11 protein-coding genes and 1 pseudogene are annotated in these 15,963 nt (G+C 70.6%); 5 read left to right on the top strand and 7 right to left on the bottom strand.

Features of this window, described 5'->3' with window-relative positions; genetic code table 11:
• The first annotated feature begins 52 nt into the window (after positions 1-52).
• A complete protein-coding gene (locus ACWD3C_RS06405) occupies positions 53-919 on the top strand; it encodes an SAM-dependent methyltransferase (RefSeq protein ID WP_451140677.1) in 867 nt (288 codons plus the stop codon).
• Between the two features lie 145 nt (positions 920-1,064).
• Positions 1,065-1,676, top strand: a complete 612-nt coding sequence (locus ACWD3C_RS06400) for a hypothetical protein (RefSeq protein ID WP_451140675.1) — start codon at positions 1,065-1,067, stop codon at positions 1,674-1,676.
• A 96-nt stretch (positions 1,677-1,772) separates the two neighbouring features.
• Here the strand turns inward: ACWD3C_RS06400 and ffh are convergent, their stop codons facing one another.
• The 5 genes from ffh to nsdA all read right to left on the bottom strand — a co-directional run bounded on the left by ffh (position 1,773) and on the right by nsdA (position 9,425).
• Positions 1,773-3,326: a signal recognition particle protein gene (ffh, locus tag ACWD3C_RS06395; protein WP_451140673.1), complete on the bottom strand. Its 1,554-nt coding sequence runs from the start codon at positions 3,324-3,326 to the stop codon at positions 1,773-1,775.
• A gap of 216 nt (positions 3,327-3,542) precedes the next feature.
• Positions 3,543-5,987, bottom strand: a complete 2,445-nt coding sequence (locus ACWD3C_RS06390; protein ID WP_451140671.1) for a [protein-PII] uridylyltransferase — start codon at positions 5,985-5,987, stop codon at positions 3,543-3,545.
• Positions 5,988-6,012: 25 nt separating this feature from the next.
• Positions 6,013-6,351, bottom strand: a complete 339-nt coding sequence (locus tag ACWD3C_RS06385) for a P-II family nitrogen regulator (RefSeq protein WP_164411711.1) — start codon at positions 6,349-6,351, stop codon at positions 6,013-6,015.
• Positions 6,348-7,628: an ammonium transporter gene (locus ACWD3C_RS06380; protein ID WP_451140669.1), complete on the bottom strand. Its 1,281-nt coding sequence runs from the start codon at positions 7,626-7,628 to the stop codon at positions 6,348-6,350. The genes ACWD3C_RS06385 and ACWD3C_RS06380 overlap by 4 nt, the downstream gene beginning before the upstream one ends.
• A gap of 321 nt (positions 7,629-7,949) precedes the next feature.
• Positions 7,950-9,425 (bottom strand): transcriptional repressor NsdA, encoded by a 1,476-nt coding sequence (nsdA, locus tag ACWD3C_RS06375; protein WP_451140667.1) that lies wholly within the window; start codon positions 9,423-9,425, stop codon positions 7,950-7,952.
• A 461-nt stretch (positions 9,426-9,886) separates the two neighbouring features.
• Between nsdA and ACWD3C_RS06370 the strand changes: the two genes are divergently transcribed.
• Positions 9,887-10,540 carry a bifunctional DNA primase/polymerase gene (locus ACWD3C_RS06370; RefSeq protein ID WP_451140665.1) on the top strand — a complete coding sequence of 218 codons (654 nt, stop codon included), beginning with the start codon at positions 9,887-9,889 and terminating at the stop codon, positions 10,538-10,540.
• 172 nt (positions 10,541-10,712) lie between these two features.
• Here ACWD3C_RS06370 and ftsY read toward each other — a convergent pair whose 3' ends face one another.
• Entirely contained in the window at positions 10,713-11,909 is a 1,197-nt protein-coding gene (gene ftsY / locus ACWD3C_RS06365; protein ID WP_451140663.1) for a signal recognition particle-docking protein FtsY, read from the bottom strand.
• A gap of 336 nt (positions 11,910-12,245) precedes the next feature.
• On the opposite strand from ftsY, the gene ACWD3C_RS06360 reads away from it, so the two are divergent.
• The gene (locus ACWD3C_RS06360) at positions 12,246-13,274 is read left to right on the top strand and encodes an LLM class flavin-dependent oxidoreductase (protein ID WP_451140661.1); all 1,029 of its coding nucleotides are present in this window, start codon (positions 12,246-12,248) and stop codon (positions 13,272-13,274) included.
• Positions 13,275-13,343: 69 nt separating this feature from the next.
• Here the strand turns inward: ACWD3C_RS06360 and ACWD3C_RS06355 are convergent.
• A pseudogene (locus tag ACWD3C_RS06355) lies at positions 13,344-15,251 on the bottom strand (chromosome segregation protein SMC); the annotation flags it as partial.
• Between ACWD3C_RS06355 and ACWD3C_RS06350 the strand changes: the two are divergent.
• On the top strand, positions 15,174-15,963 hold a 790-nt coding region (locus ACWD3C_RS06350; RefSeq protein ID WP_451140787.1), incomplete at its 3' end, for a hypothetical protein. The pseudogene ACWD3C_RS06355 and the gene ACWD3C_RS06350 overlap by 78 nt on opposite strands.

Raw genomic sequence — 15,963 nt, 5'->3', positions numbered from 1 at the left:
CCATGGGAAACGGGCACAGCGGCAACTCTCGGCGGATTGGGGCGCTTTCGATATGACTCCTACGCTCGTGCGACGGCACCTTGCTCACGCGGAGACGACGCCTCCGCCACGGGTGGATCAGTCTGCACGCGCGCGTGACTGGGTCGAGATCCAGGAGCGGATGCTGGTGCCGCTCTACGAAGCCGTCTACGAACGGCTCGAAGTGGGCTCCGGTACGCGACTGCTAGGGCTCGGATGCGGTTCCGGGCTCGCCCTGCTGATGGCGGCCTCCCGGGGAGCCGCGGTCACCGGTGCCGACGGATCGGCACCCGAACGGGTGGCACTCGCGCGGGAGCGTTTGCAGCCGGAGACGTGGGGCACACGCGCGCGTGCCGACACACGGATCGTCGACGGTGCCCTTGAGGACGCGGCCCGCGCACCCGACGAGCCCGGCTACAACCTCGTGACCGCCTTCGAGCCGATCGGCTGCGTGGCGGGCGACTCCGAGGGCCTGGCCGAACAGCTCACCTCCGTGGCACCGCTGGTGGCGCGCGGAACCCCGGTCGTCCTCGCCGGATGGGGCCCGCCGGAACGCTGTGCGACCTCCTCCGTGCTCCGGGTCGCCACGAAGCTGGCCGATCCCCTGCACAGTCCGGGCAGCTGGCGTCCCGCCCTCCGGGACGACCTCGAAGAGGTGGCCCAGCGCGCCGGCCTCCGGCCGGACGGGTCGGGGCGGGTCGCATGTCCGTTCGGCTACCCCAATGTGGACAACGCGGTGCGGGGCCTGCTGTCGACCGGCCTGTTCGACGCGGCCATCACCGCCACGGACCAGGACCAGGTCGACAAGGAGCTCACCGAGGCGCTGCATCCGTACCAGCGGCGGGACGGGACGGTCTGGATGCCGAATGTGTTCCGGTACCTGATCGCGCGCACCCCCTGACAGGGTTGGAAAGTTCCTGGAAACGCACGTGTGAATGGTGTGAAGAAAGCGAAGCGGCATGCCTCCTGCTTCGTTGAACTGCACGCCCTTCCCCTAGCCTGTCGAACCGCTCGGGGGAAACTCACATTTGCATACAGGAGCTGTTTTGCTGCACCACAAGACCGCGCTGCGCCTCGCCGCGCCCGTCGCCGTCCTCGCCCTGACGCTCACCGCCTGCGGTGGCGGAGACGACGACAGCGCCGACGCGAAGAGCACGGCCACCCCTCAGGCCAAGGCCTCGCCGTCCCCGGAGCCCACCTCCGGCGGCGAGATGGAGGCCGGCGAGAGCGCCACGGGGAAGGTCGAAGAGGATCCCGGCACGGTCAGCTACGAGATCCTGGCGGAGAAGGTCGACGTCAGCACCGAGGCCGAGGCGCAGAAGGCGGTGGCGGACGCGAAGAAGGCCGAGGGTCTGGTACTGGCCGTCGCGCACGTCACCTACACGCACAAGAGCGGTCCCGCCCTCACCGACTCGTCCGACGTGGACGACGAAACCACCATCTGGGCCGACGGACAGCGCGGCACCATCCTCATCGGCGCGTCCGAGGACGACCCGGGCTGCGAGGACCCGTACGACGTCGAGAGCTGGAAGCAGGGCGAGAGCCACACCTTCTGCGAGACCTACCTGATCCCCGCCGACGCCAAGACCGTCGAGGTCCACTGGTCGGAGGAGGACGGCGAGCCGTACATCTGGAAGTTCGACGCCAAGAGCGCGTGAGCGCACACAAGGCCGAAACGCGACGACCGGGTCCCTCGTGGGACCCGGTCGTCGCATTGGGGGGCGCCCTTCTGGAGAAGGGCGCCCCCCGTCGCGTCAGCCCATGAACTTCTTGAACTCGTCCGGCAGCTCGAAGTCCTGACCGCCCTGCTGTCCGGGCACGCCGAAGGCGTTGCCGCCCTGGGCCGCGGCGGCGCGGCGCTCGGCGGCCTCCTGCTCCTGCTGCTTGCGCTTCATCGGGTTGCCGGAACGCTGCTTGCCCTTGGCCTTCTTGGGCTGCTTCTTCGAACGGCCGGGGCCACCACCCATGCCCGGCACACCCGGCATCCCGGGCATCCCGCCGCCCTGGGCCATGCGGGACATCATCTTGCGGGCCTCAAAGAAACGTTCGACCAAATTCTTGACCGCGCTGACCTCGACACCGGAACCGCGCGCGATACGGGCGCGGCGCGAACCGTTGATGATCGTCGGGTCCTGGCGCTCACCCGGGGTCATCGACTTGATGATCGCGGCCGTGCGGTCGACGTCCCGCTCGTCGAGGTTGTTGATCTGGTCCTTGATCTGCCCCATGCCCGGCAGCATCCCGAGCAGCTTCGAGATGGAGCCCATCTTCCTGACCTGCTCCATCTGGGCCAGGAAGTCGTCCAGGGTGAAGTCCTGGCCCTTCTTCGACGCCAGCTTGGAGGCCATCTTCTCGGCCTCTTCCTGGCTGAACGTCTTCTCCGCCTGCTCGATCAGGGTGAGCAGGTCACCCATGTCGAGGATGCGGGAGGCCATCCGGTCAGGGTGGAATGCGTCGAAGTCGTCGAGCTTCTCGCCGTTCGACGCGAACATGATCGGCTTGCCGGTGATCTCGCGGATCGACAGGGCCGCACCACCGCGGGCGTCACCGTCGAGCTTGGAGAGCACCACACCATCGAAGCCGACACCGTCGCGGAAGGCCTCGGCCGTGTTGACGGCGTCCTGACCGATCATGGCGTCGACGACGAAGAGGATCTCGTCGGGCGAGACCGCGTCGCGGATGTCCGCGGCCTGCTGCATCATCTCCTGGTCGATGCCCAGGCGGCCCGCGGTGTCCACGACCACGACGTCGTGGACCTTCGACTTCGCGTGCTCGATGGAGTCCTTGGCGACCTTGACCGGGTCGCCGACGCCGTTGCCCGGCTCCGGCGCGAAGACGGCCACGCCGGCGCGCTCGGCGACGACGCTGAGCTGGTTCACGGCGTTCGGGCGCTGGAGGTCGGCTGCGACCAGGAGCGGCGAGTGCCCCTGCTCTTTCAGCCACCGGCCCAGCTTGCCCGCGAGGGTGGTCTTACCGGCACCCTGGAGACCGGCCAGCATGATCACGGTCGGGGGCTGCTTGGCGAAGCGGAGTCGTCGCGTCTCGCCGCCGAGGATGGCAATGAGCTCTTCGTTGACGATCTTGATGATCTGTTGGGCCGGATTCAGCGCCTTGGAGACCTCGGCGCCGAGGGCGCGCTCCTTGACGTTCTTGATGAACGTCCGGACGACGGGCAGGGCCACGTCCGCTTCGAGGAGGGCGATGCGGATTTCGCGGGCCGTGGCGTCGATGTCCGCCTCGCTCAACCGGCCTTTGCCGCGGAGGTTTTTGAAAGTCGCGCTGAGGCGGTCGGAGAGGGTATCGAACACAGTGGCGTCGGTCCTCGGAGTCGGGAGCAGTATGGTCTGCCCTCCAGGGTATCCGGACCCACAAGACAATCGTCCCCGCCCGCTGCATTCAGCGGGCGGGGAGAGACCCCCGCGTCGGCGGGGACAACGTAGCGCCCATGTCCGCCTCGGAGAGTCGGCCGGGACAACCCCCGCATCGGCAGGGACACCCTGTGTAACGACCGAGATTCCCCGAAGTCACCCCCGCAACATCTCCTCCAGCTTCCGCGTCACCGACGCCGCTTCCTCGCCCGGCAGCGGGGCGCCCTTGTCAGTGGTTACGTAGAAGGCGTCCACCGCGTTGGCACCCAAGGTGCTGACGTGCATGCTCCGCACCCGCACATCCGCGTCCTCCAGCGCCCTCCCGATCCGGAACAGCAGCCCCGGTGCGTCCTGAGCCCGTACCTCGATCACCGTGGCGTGCCGCGAAGCCGCCGGGGCGACCGTCACCCGTGCCGGTGGCGCGACGACACCCCGGCGCCGTGGATAGGCCGCGTCCCGCTCGGCCAGGCGCCCGGCGATGTCCAGGGAGCCGTCCAGGGCCCGTACGAGGTCGGCGCGCAGGCGAGCGGCCTGGGGCAGGGAGCCGTACTCCGCTGCCACGCGCCAGTTCAGCAGCAGCACCGAGCCCTGGACGCCGTCGGGCAGGTCCAGTGCCCGCAGTTCCGCCGTGCGTACGGTCAGGCGGTGCATGGCCAGGACCCCGGCCACCGCGGGCAGCACACCCGGCTGGTCCGGCACCGCGATGAGCAGTTCGACGCCGAGGGGCTCGGGTTCGCCGGAGGGTTCCTCGCCCGGGGGTTCCGTCTGGGCGCGCAGGGCCAGGACCGGGCCGCCTGTGCGGAAGGCCTCGATGGAAAGACGTTCCTGCTCGGCGGTGGGAGCGGCGTCCTCCGGCTCTTCGGGGGCGTCCCCGGCGAGCACGGCGGCGACCCGTTTGACCAGGTCGGCAACGAGTGAGGCACGCCAGGACGACCAGGCTGCGGGCCCGGTGGCCAGCGCGTCCGCCTCGGTGAGGGCGTGCAGCAGCTCCAGGGTGCCCTGCGAGCCGACGGCCTCGGCGACCGAACGGACGGTGGCCGGGTCCTCCAGGTCACGGCGGGTGGCCGTGTCCACCAGCAGCAGGTGATGACGTACGAGGGTGGCGAGTACGGCGACGTCCTCGCGGTCGAAGCCGATGCGCGCGGCGACGTCCTTGGCGATGATCTCGCCCGCGACGGAGTGGTCGCCGGGCCAGCCCTTGCCGATGTCGTGCAGCAGCGCGGCGACCAGGAGGAGGTCGGGGCGGTGGACGCGGCGGGTGAACTCGGAGGCCCCTACCGCCGTCTCGATCAGGTGGCGGTCGACGGTCCAGATGTGCACGGCGTTGCGCTGGGGGCGGCAGCGGACGCGCTCCCAGTCGGGCAGCAGCTGGGTGATCAGGCCCTCGGCCTCCAGCGCCTCCCAGACGTCGACGGTGGGGCGGCCGGAGCCGAGGAGGGTGACCAGCTGTTCGCGGGCCTCGGCGGGCCAGGGGGTCGGCAGCGGGCGGGCGGCGGCCGCCATGCGGCGTACCGCGTGCAGCGACAGCGGGAGCCCGGCCTGGGCCGCCGCGGCTGCGGCGCGCAAGGGCAGTACGGCGTCGCGGTCGGGGCGTGCGGCCCGTGCGAGCACCACCTCGCCGTCCTGCTCCACCACACCCTCGGCGAGCGGGGAGCGCTCGGCGGTCGGCTTCCCTCCCCCCAGCATGGCGCGCAGCCGCGGCCGCACGGCGCGGGACCGCAGTACGCGCCCCACTTCGCGCCAGGTGACGTCGCTGGCGTACGACACGACGCGGGCGGCCTCGTACACCTGGCGCAGCAGCGTGTCGGCATCCAGCAGGCCGAGTTCGGCGGCGACCTGGTCCTGTTCCTGGAGGGCGAGCCGGTCGGTGGCGCGGCCGGTGGTGAGGTGCAGTGCGTCCCGTACGTCGAGGAGGCTACGCCGGGCGTCGTCGAGTCCCTCACGCGGGGCGTCGGCGAGCCAGGACGCGGCGACCGCGCGCAGGGCGGTGGCGTCCCGCAGGCCGCCGCGGGCCTCCTTGAGGTCGGGCTCCAGCAGGTACTGCAGCTCGCCCTGCCGTTCGGCCCGTTCGGCGCACAGCTCCTGGAGTTCGGGGAGGCGTTTGGGCGCCTGGTTGCGCCAGTCGGCCAGGACGGCCGTGCGCAGCCCGGCGGTGAGGCCCAGGTCGCCGGCGAGGTGCCGGGCGTCGAGCAGGCCGAGCTGGACCTTGAGGTCCTCGCCCGCGACCTTGCGGGCCTCGGCGGGGGTGCGGACGGAGTGGTCCAGGGCGAGGCCGAGGTCCCACACCGGGTACCAGATGCGGTCGGCGAGGGCGGCGACCGCGTCGGTGTCACTGTCGTCGTGCAGGAGGAGCAGGTCGACGTCGCTGCGTGGGGAGAGTTCACCGCGGCCGTAGCCGCCGACGGCGACGAGGGAGACTCCCCTCAGCCCCTCGGCTCCGGCGTCGAAGAGTCCCGACAGCCAGTCGTCCGTGAGTTCGGCGAGAGCCGCACGGCGTGGCGGCCCGGACCGCGCCCCCTCCTGGAGGAGGCGCAGCCGGGCCGCCGCGTAGCCGCTGGGTCCCGAGTCCTCTGCTTCCGTACGTACGCCCGTACTCGTCACCCAGCGACTCCTGTTCTTCTCTCTGTCAGAGCGCGTCGGGGCCGCGCTCGCCGGTCCGGACCCGTACGGCCGTCTCGACCGGGATGGACCAGACCTTGCCGTCACCGATCTTGCCGGTGCGGGCGGCCTTGACGATGACGTCGATCAGCCCTTCGGCGTCGTCGTCCTCGGCCAGCACCTCAATACGGATCTTGGGGACCAGGTCGACCGTGTACTCGGCACCGCGGTAGACCTCGGTGTGTCCCCTCTGTCGACCGTAGCCGCTGGCCTCGGTGACCGTCAGACCGTGGACCCCGAAGGCCTGGAGGGCTTCCTTGATCTCGTCGAGCCGGTGGGGCTTGACGACTGCGGTGATGAGCTTCATGCCTCAACCTTCTTGCTCTTGGCAGCGGCGCTGCTCTGCGCGGGGGCGGCTGCGGCCATGTGCGAGGAGGCCGCGGAGCTGAAGTCGTATGCAGTCTCGGCGTGGGAGGCCTGGTCGATACCGGCGACCTCGTCCTCCTCGGAGGCGCGGAAGCCGATCGTCTTCTGGATGAGGAAGGCCAGGATGTAGGTCACGACGAAGGTGTAGCCCATGACCGAGAAGGCACCGATGGCCTGCGACAGGAACTGGTCCCCGCCGCCGGTCCCGCCGGTGGCCAGGAAGCCGACCATCAGGGTGCCGATGACACCGCCGACGAGGTGGACGCCGACGACGTCGAGGGAGTCGTCGTAGCCCAGCTTGTACTTGAGGCTGACGGCCCAGGAGCAGACCGCGCCCGCTACGACACCGATGAGCATGGCGCCGAAGGCGTTGACGTTGCCGCCGGCCGGGGTGATCGCGACGAGACCGGCGATGGCACCGGAGCAGGCGCCGAGCGTGGTGAACGCGCCGTGGCGGATGCGCTCGTAGATCAGCCAGCCGAGGATGGCGGCGGCGGTGGCGATCTGGGTGTTGATGGCCATCAGGGCGGTGGTGCCGTCGACGCCGAGCTCGGAACCGGCGTTGAAGCCGAACCAGCCGAACCACAGCAGGGCGGTGCCGAGCATGACCAGCGGCATGTTGTGCGGCCGCATCGGGTCCTTCTTGAAGCCGACCCGCTTGCCCACGACCAGGACCGCGGCGAGGGCGCCGACACCGGCGTTGATGTGGACCGCGGTACCGCCGGCGAAGTCGATGACGCCCGGCGAGAGGTTGGCGAGCCAGCCGTCTCCCCAGACCCAGTGGGCGACCGGGAAGTACACCACGGTGACCCAGACGCCGATGAAGATCATCCAGGAGCCGAACTTGACGCGGTCGGCGAGCGCGCCGCTCATGAGCGCCGCGGTGATGACGGCAAACAGCATCTGGAAGAGAGAGAAGGCGAAGACGGAGATCTCGTTACCGGTGAAGCTCTCCATCGTCGTGTCGACGTCGACGCCCTTCAGCCCGATCATGTCGAGGTTTCCGATGAAGCCCTCGGCGCCGCCGCTGAAGGCGAGCGAGTGTCCGTACAACACCCACAGGATGCTGACGATGCCCAGCGAGATGAAAGACATCATCAGCATGTTCAGCACGCTCTTGGACCGCACCATGCCGCCGTAGAAGAGCGCCAGGCCGGGCGTCATCAACATGACGAGCGCTGCACTGATCAATACGAATCCGGTATCTGTGCCGTTCAATGCCGGTATCTCCTCGTCGTCGGAACGGCCCGTGCGGATGCTGATGCTGTGGGGAGGGCCGACTGTGCCAAGGAGATTGGCGCAGCCCCGTTTCACGGGACGCGCCGATATGTTGCGGGGAGATGACGAAGGGCCTGTGCGTGTTACGGGTCGATGAACCGCCGGATGTCGGGCGCCGCGATCGTTATCGTGGCGCAACCTTCGTCGACGGAAGCGATCCGGACGCGGTCGGCCGACCGATGACCTGGCATGGGGGAGCCGAGTCGGGCAGTCGGGTCGGCCGGCCGCGGCCGGGGTCCGGTGGCCCCGTGTGGGGGCGGTTCAGACCACTTCGGCGGTCTCGGGCAGGTGCACGGCGAGGTGGTCGGTGAGGTCCACGACCTCGGCGAGGTCACCGAAATCGCGTACGGCCGTGTCCACGGTCTTTCGGATACGAGTGTTGACGCGCTCGGAGCGCACTTTCCTGGCAGTCTCCATGGCCCGTTTGGCCAGCACCGCGCTCTGCTCGGGCTCGCGCTGCAGCAGGTGCACGGTGGCCATGCCGATGAGGTTGAGTGCGTACGACCGCTGGTGCTCGGTGTCGTGCGAGAACAGCTCGACGGCGCGCCGCATCACGGGTTCGGCCATGGAGGCGTAGGTGGGGCTGCGGCCCGCTACATAGGCGAGGTCGCGGTAGGAGTGGGAGTTCTCGCCGTGCAGCTCGGCCTCGTTGAAGAAACGGATCCAGTCGGGGTCCGGGGCGTCCCATTCCTCGGCCTCGGTGAAGATGTCCTCGGCCATCCGGACGGCCCTCTTGCACTTCCCGGGCTGGCCCATATTGGCGTAGGCCCGGGCCTCCATCGCATACAGCATGGACTGTGTGCGCGGACTGGCGCAGTCACGGCTGCCGTACTGGGCGAGGTGGATGAGCTCCAGCGCGTCCTCGGGGCGGCCGAGGTGGATCATCTGGCGGCTCATGCTGGAGAGGACGTACGAGCCGAGCGGCTTGTCGCCCGCTTCCTTGGCGGCGTGCAGGGCGAGGACGAAGTACTTCTGCGCGGTCGGCTGGAGCCCGATGTCGTAGCTCATCCATCCGGCCAGCTCGGCGAGTTCGGCGGCGACCTTGAACAGGCGCCTGGTGGTGGCCTCGGGCTGGGGCTCCTGGAGGAGGTCGGTCACCTCGTGGAGCTGGCCGACGACCGCCTTGCGGCGCAGACCTCCGCCGCACTCGGCGTCCCACCGCCGGAACATCACGGTGGTGGATTCGAGGAGTTCCAGCTCGGGCGTGGAGAGCCGTCCGGGGCGGCGGGCGGCGGGTGCGGGCTCGGGGTCCTCGCGCGGCGGGGTGGGCGAGGGCACGAGCCAGCGCTGCATGGGCTCGATGAGGGACGGGCCCGCGGAGAGGGCCAGCGAGGTCCCGAGGAAGCCGCGCCGCGCCAGCATCAGGTCGCTGCGCGAGAACTCGCTGATCAGCGCCACGGTCTGCGGGCCCGTCCAGGGCAGGTCGACGCCGGCGGCGGACGGTGACTGGTGGGCGGCACGCAGTCCCAGGTCCTCGACGGCGACGACGCAGCCGAACCGCTCGGAGAACAGCTCGGAGAGAATCCTCGGGATCGGCTCGCGCGGGTTCTCGCCGTCGAGCCAGCGGCGGACGCGCGAGGTGTCCGTGGAGATGTGGTTGGCGCCCAGCTGGCGGGCCCGGCGGTTCACTTGGCGTGCGAGCTCGCCCTTCGACCAGCCGCTGCGTGCGAACCACGAGCTCAGCAGCCCATTGGGGCGCTTGTCAGCGTTCGTCCCGCCTCCGCCGTTGCCGCCCACTGGAACGCCCCCATCCCTGAAACCCACTTGTGCGCTGTGTGCGCCAAGCCCTACCAGAATGCCGGTACTCACCGCTGCTCGTCCGGCAGTTCTCAGCCGTCGAACGGGAAGCCGACTTGCCTCCGGCATACCCACAAGTGCATGCGTCCCCAGGACTCGTGCACTCACGGTAATCCCACGATCACCGCTCCAGCCATGGCGATTCCGGAAACGCCACCATTCGCCACCCCTTCGAATGAACTCCCGGTCGCCCGTACGCGATTCACTTGACACATGACGGCCGGGAACGGGCGGAGTGATGCACACAGGGGCGCGCGTCGCCGAGTGCACGACCCGGAGTACTCCTGAGCGCCGCCACAGCCCGGCGGTACTCATGGATGAACGGGCAGATGACGGGAACACAGAGTCACTATCCGCTTCCGCCTCGTAACCACCGGCGCGCGGGACCCGTTGGAGGGGGCATGGGCTTCACGATCGGCGGCATTCGGGACATGCGATCCGGCGCGCGTCGGCGCGGCCGTCCGTCGGAGTGCACGACCGTGGCCGAGTTCACCGGGCTGTGGGGCTGGGACGTGGTGCCCGGCGCACGGGCGGCCGCAGGCGCGTGTTCATGCGGCAAGGCCGACTGTTCCGCGCCCGGCGCGCATCCACTCGACTTCGCGGCCACCGTGCGCGCCGGCGCGACGCTGGACGAGGTGACCGAGGCGTGGGCGCAGTTCCCGGGCGCCTCCATCATGCTCCCGGTGGGACGGGCCTTCGATGTGATCGAGGTCGCCGAGGCCGCCGGGCGCCGCGCCCTGGTCCGCCTCGAACGCATGGGCCTCCCCCTGGGCCCCGTCATCGCCACCCCCGAGGGCCGCGCCCACTTCTTCGTCGCCCCGGGCGCGGCGGCCGAGCTCCCCGAGCTGCTCTACCGCCTGGGCTGGGACGACCCGTACCTCGACCTGCACGCCCTGGGCCCGGGCGACCACATCACGGCCCCACCCTCCGACCGCGCCGGCCTCGGCCCGGCCCGCTGGCTCCGCTCCCCCGCCCTGGACTCGGCGACCAGGCCCCCGCAGGCCCGCCTGCTGCTGGGCACGCTGGCTTACGTGGCGCACCGGTCGCGGGCGTAGATCCGCCGATACGAAGACCGTCGACGAAACGAAGACTGTCGATACGAAGAAGACGGTCGATACGAAAGGGCCCCGCTCCCTCTGCACCGATGCTGTTGGTACCAACAGCATCTCTGCACCTGGGGCGGGACCCTTCTCGCATACTCCACTGGCGTACCTCTCGTACGCGCGCTCAGTCGCCGATAAGGGCATCCACGAACGCCTCCGGCTCGAAGGGGGCCAGGTCGTCGGCGCCCTCGCCCAGCCCGACCAACTTGACCGGCACACCCAGCTCGCGCTGTACGGCGATCACGATGCCGCCCTTGGCCGTGCCGTCCAGCTTGGTCAGGGCGATGCCGGTGATGTCGACGACCTCGGCGAAGACCCGGGCCTGGACGAGCCCGTTCTGCCCGGTGGTGGCGTCCAGGACGAGCAGGACCTCGTCGAGCGGCGCCTGCTTCTCCACGACCCGCTTGACCTTGCCGAGCTCGTCCATGAGGCCGGTCTTGGTGTGCAGGCGCCCGGCGGTGTCGATGAGAACGACGTCGGCGCCCATCTCCTTGCCTTCCTTGACCGCGTCGAAGGCCACGGAGGCGGGGTCGCCGGCCTCGGGACCGCGCACGGTGTAGGCACCGACCCGCTCGCCCCAGGTCTGCAGCTGGTCGGCGGCGGCGGCGCGGAAGGTGTCGGCCGCGCCCAGGACGACACTGCGGCCGTCGGCCACGAGGACACGCGCGAGCTTGCCCGTGGTGGTCGTCTTGCCGGTGCCGTTGACACCGACGACCATCACGATTCCCGGCTTGCTGGACTCGGGCTCCGTCTTCACGGTGCGGTCCAGGTCGGTGCCGACCAGGTTGAGCAGTTCTTCGCGCAGCAGTCCGCGCAGCTCGTCGGGCGTACGGGTGCCGAGCACCTTCACACGCTCGCGCAGCCGCTCGACCAGTTCCTGGGTGGGCCGCACGCCGACGTCGGCGGTGAGGAGGGTGTCCTCGATCTCCTCCCAGGTGTCGTCGTCGAGGTGCTCGCGCGAGAGCAGCGTGAGCAGCCCCTTGCCGAGCGCGTTCTGCGAGCGGGAGAGCCGGGCGCGCAGCCGCACGAGACGGCCGGCGGTCGGCTCGGGGACCTCGATCTCGATGGGGGGGAGTTCCTCGACAGCCGCCGGCGCGGTCGCCGTGGCGTCGGGAAGGTCCACCTCCTCGATCGTTCTGCGCGGTTCTTCGCGCGGCGTCTCGGCCTCGTCGCCGATGTGCGGCTCGGCCGGAGGGGCGGTGATGTCGGGCGTCGTGGGCGGTGCCGGGGGCAGCGGCTTCTTCCTGCGGCTGCCGACGACAAGCCCGCCGAGCACACCGAGCACGACCACGGCGATGACTAGAGCAAGGATGAGTTCCATAACGGGTCCAGTATGGCGTGACCTCCCTCTCGGGCGTTCGTTGTACACGTGGGGCTACAGACCCCACCGGGCTGGTCCCAACCCAGCTGGTGTCGATCGCGTAAGACTCGATCACTCGCTGAGCGGCCGAGCGGCGTGAGCCAGGAATCCCTCTTACGAGGGGGAGGGTTCAAAACGCGTCCAGTATGCGGCTGGACTCGTCGGGTACGTGGAGCAGCGTCCCCAGGCCGTGTCACGGCCCATGAGGTGGACCGTGACACGGCCTCGCCGCGCCTCTGGATGTCTGACGAGCCGTCAGCTAACGTCCCCCTCCACACCCGCCCGAAGGGGGTCCTCATGCCCGTCACGGTCGTCCGTTTCAACCTCGTCGAGCCCGACGCCACCCCCGCCTCGCTCAGCGCCCGCTACCGGGCCGCCGTCGAGATGGCCGCGTACGCCGACGACCGCGGGATCACCACCGTGCAGACCGAGGAGCACCACGGGGTCGCCAACAACTGGCTGCCCTCGCCGTTCGCCTTCGCGGGCGCGGTGTTCGGGGCGACACAAGGAGATTCGGCGGCGCGCAGCGCCTCGTTGAGGGGTGGTGGTCGGGCGACGGGCGGGCGGATCGCGGTGACCGTCTCGGCGGTGATCGGCCCGTTGCACGACCCGTTGCGGCTGGCCGAGGACATCGCCGTACTCGATCTGCTGAGCGGCGGGCGGCTGGTCACGGTCGTCGGGATCGGGTACCGGCCGGAGGAGTACGCCCTCTTCGACGTGGACTGGAAGCGGCGCGGCCGGTTGCAGGACGAGCTGCTGGAGACGGTGATCGAGGCATGGACCGGCGAGCCGTTCACGTACCGGGGGCGCACGGTCCGCGTCACCCCGCGCCCGTTCACCGAGCCGCACCCCCTCCTCCTGGTCGGCGGTTCGTCGAAAGCCGCGGCCCGCCGGGCGGCGCGCCTCGGGCTCCCCTTCTTTCCCAGCGCGCATCTGCCGGAGCTGGAGGCGTACTACAAGGAGCGGCTCGTCGAGTACGGCACCGAGGGCTGGACCATGATGCCCGCCGCCGAGACCCCGCTGCTGCACATCGCCGAGGATCCGGACCGGGCCTGGGCCGAGTACGGCGAGCACTTCCTGCACGAGGCCCGGACGTACGCCTCCTGGCAGTCGGGGGACGTACGGTCGGCCGTGAAGTCGGCGGCCGCGTCGGTGGACGAGTTGCGTGCGGAGGGCGTGTACCGGATCCTCACGCCGGACGAGTGCGTGATGCAGGGGCTCGACAACTACGTACTGCATCCGCTGTCGGGCGGGATGCCGGTCGAGGAGGGGTGGCGGAGCCTGCGTCTGTTCGCGGAACGGGTGCTGCCCCGGCTCACGGACTGAAACCGCCGCTGGCTTATCCCGAGCGACGGGAAGCTCGCGGTATGAAGAGAAGCCGCGAAGCGCTCGCCGTCAGCGGAGCCTCTGGCTGATGACCTTCGACACCCCGTCGCCCTGCATGGAGACGCCGTACAGCGCGTCGGCGACCTCCATCGTCCGCTTCTGGTGGGTGATGACGATGAGCTGCGAGGCCTCCTGGAGTTCCTGCATGATCCGGATCAGCCGTTGCAGGTTGGTGTCGTCGAGCGCGGCCTCGACCTCGTCCATGACGTAGAACGGGCTGGGCCGGGCCTTGAAGATCGACACGAGCATCGCGACGGCGGTGAGTGAGCGCTCACCGCCCGAGAGCAGGCTCAGCCGCTTGACCTTCTTGCCCGGGGGCCGTGCCTCGACATCGACACCGGTGGTGAGCATGCTGTCGGGATCGGTCAGTACGAGCCGCCCTTCCCCGCCCGGGAACAGTCGGCTGAAGACCCCCTCGAACTCCCGGGCCGTGTCCCGGTACGCCTCCGTGAAGACCTGCTCGACGCGTTCGTCGACCTCCTTCACCACCTGGAGGAGATCGGCGCGGGTCTTCTTCAGGTCTTCGAGCTGCTCGCTGAGGAACTTGTGCCGTTCCTCCAACGCCGCGAACTCCTCCAGCGCGAGCGGATTGACCTTGCCCAGCTGTTGGTACGCCCGCTCGGCCGACCTGAGCCGCTTCTCCTGCTCGGCACGGACGAACGGCTTGGGCTGATTGCGCGGATGCTCCGGGTCCTCGGGCAGTTCCTCGCCCTCGGCGGGCGGTGACGGCGGTACGAGCTGGTCGGGGCCGTAGTCCGCGATGAGCCCCGCCGGTTCCACGCCCAGCTCTTCCAGCGCCTTGGTCTCCAGTTGCTCGATCCGCAGCCGCTTCTCTGCGCCGAGCACCTCGCCGCGGTGGACCGAGTCGGTCAGCTTGTCGAGCTCGGTCTTGAGGTCACGCCCTTCGTTGCGGGCCTGGGTGAGTTCCTGCTCCCGGCGCGCCTTGGCGGCCTCGGCGGCGGTGCGCTCCTCGTCGGCGCGTACGAGGGAGACCTCGACGTGGGCGAGCAGCTGCCGGGCGCCGTTCCCGACGGCCTCGGCGACTGCGGCCTCGTGCCGCAACCGCGCCCTGCGCTGCTCGGCCCGCGCCCGCGCCTCTCGTTCGGCGCGCGCAGCCCGGTCCAGCGAATCGGCCCGCCCGGCAAGCCCCTTGACCCGCTCCTCGTGCGTGCGCACCTGGAGCCGGGCCTCCATCTCGGTCTGCCGCGCGTTGGCCCCATCGGCGGCGAGCCGGTCCCGTACGGAGGTGTCGGGCTCCTCCTCCACGGGCAGTTCCTCGGCGACAGCGAGCCGTTCAGCGAGCTCCTCGACTTCCTCCACGGCCTTGTCGAGCGCCTCCTGCGCCCGCGCGGCGGCGGCGGTGCTGCGCTCGGCCTCGCCCGCGGCACCCCTGGCCTGCCCGGCGAGTCGCCCGAGCTGCTGCGCGACCGCCGACTTCTCCCGCTCGGCCGCGCGCCGCCGTTCCCCCAGCTCCTCAACAAGCGCCGCCCGTTCCCTGCGCAGCTCGACAGCCCGCTCCTGCGCCCCGGTCAGCTCCTCGCACCGCACGGCGAGTTCTTCCAGCTCGGAGGCCGCCTCGTCGACGGACGCCTGCACTTCGAGCAGGCTCGGTGCCCCGGCCGACCCGCCGTGCGCGAAGTGCGCCCCGAGCAGGTCGCCTTCGGCGGTGACCGCGGTGAGGTCGGGCCGCGCGTAGACGAGGTCCTCCGCGTCCTCCAGGGTGCCGACCACGACAATCCCGCGCAGCAACCGGCGTACGGCGGGCATGAGTTCGGCTGGGGCTCGGACGAGGTCGGCGGCGAAGGGGGACCCATCGGCCCGCGCTCGCCCCAGCACTCCATGAGCACCCCGCCCAGCAGCAGCCTCGTCCGCAAGCCCGCCACCCGCGAACGGCGCCCCATCGGCCCCATCGGTGCCGTGCTGCCGGGGCGCACCGGGGGTGCCTTGCCCATCGGCGTACAAACCCACGCGAGCCTCGCCGAAAGGCTCCCGCGCAACACCCGAACCGCCGTACGACGCCGCCGTCCCCGCCGGGAACACCAACCCATCGACACCCGCCTGCCGGGGCTCACCGGGGACACCCTGCCCATCGGCAGGCACCCCAACGCGAGCCCCACCGGAAGAATCCCGCTCAACACCCGAACCGCCGTACGGCACCGCGCCTGCCGCAGGCACCGACCCGTCGACGCCCGACCCCTGAGGTACGCCGGAGATCCCCTGCCCCTCGGCGGGCCCGCCGACCCAGGAATCACCGGAAGAGTCCCGCCCGTCGGCGAATCCACCGCCCGCCGCCTCACCGTCGGCCGCGCCCGCCGCGTACGTTTCCCCAGTCCGACCACCCTGCGGGACTACGCCACCGCCGGGCGCCGCGCCCTGGCCACCCGCCTGAGCCACCCCACCGCCGGGCCCCTCGACACGACCGCCCGCCTGCGCCACACCACCGACCGCCCCCTCGGCGTGACCGCCCACCTGCGCCACTCCGCCACCGGGCCCCTCGGTACGACCACCCGCCTGCGCCACACCACCGACCAGCCCCTCGGCGTGACCGCCCACCTGCGCCACTCCGCCACCGGGCCCCTCGGTACGACCACCCGCCTGCGCCACACCACCGACCAGCCCCTCGGCGTGA

Source organism: Streptomyces sp. NPDC002845 (assembly GCF_053591955.1).
This window is presented reverse-complemented; position numbering and strand designations above follow the sequence as displayed.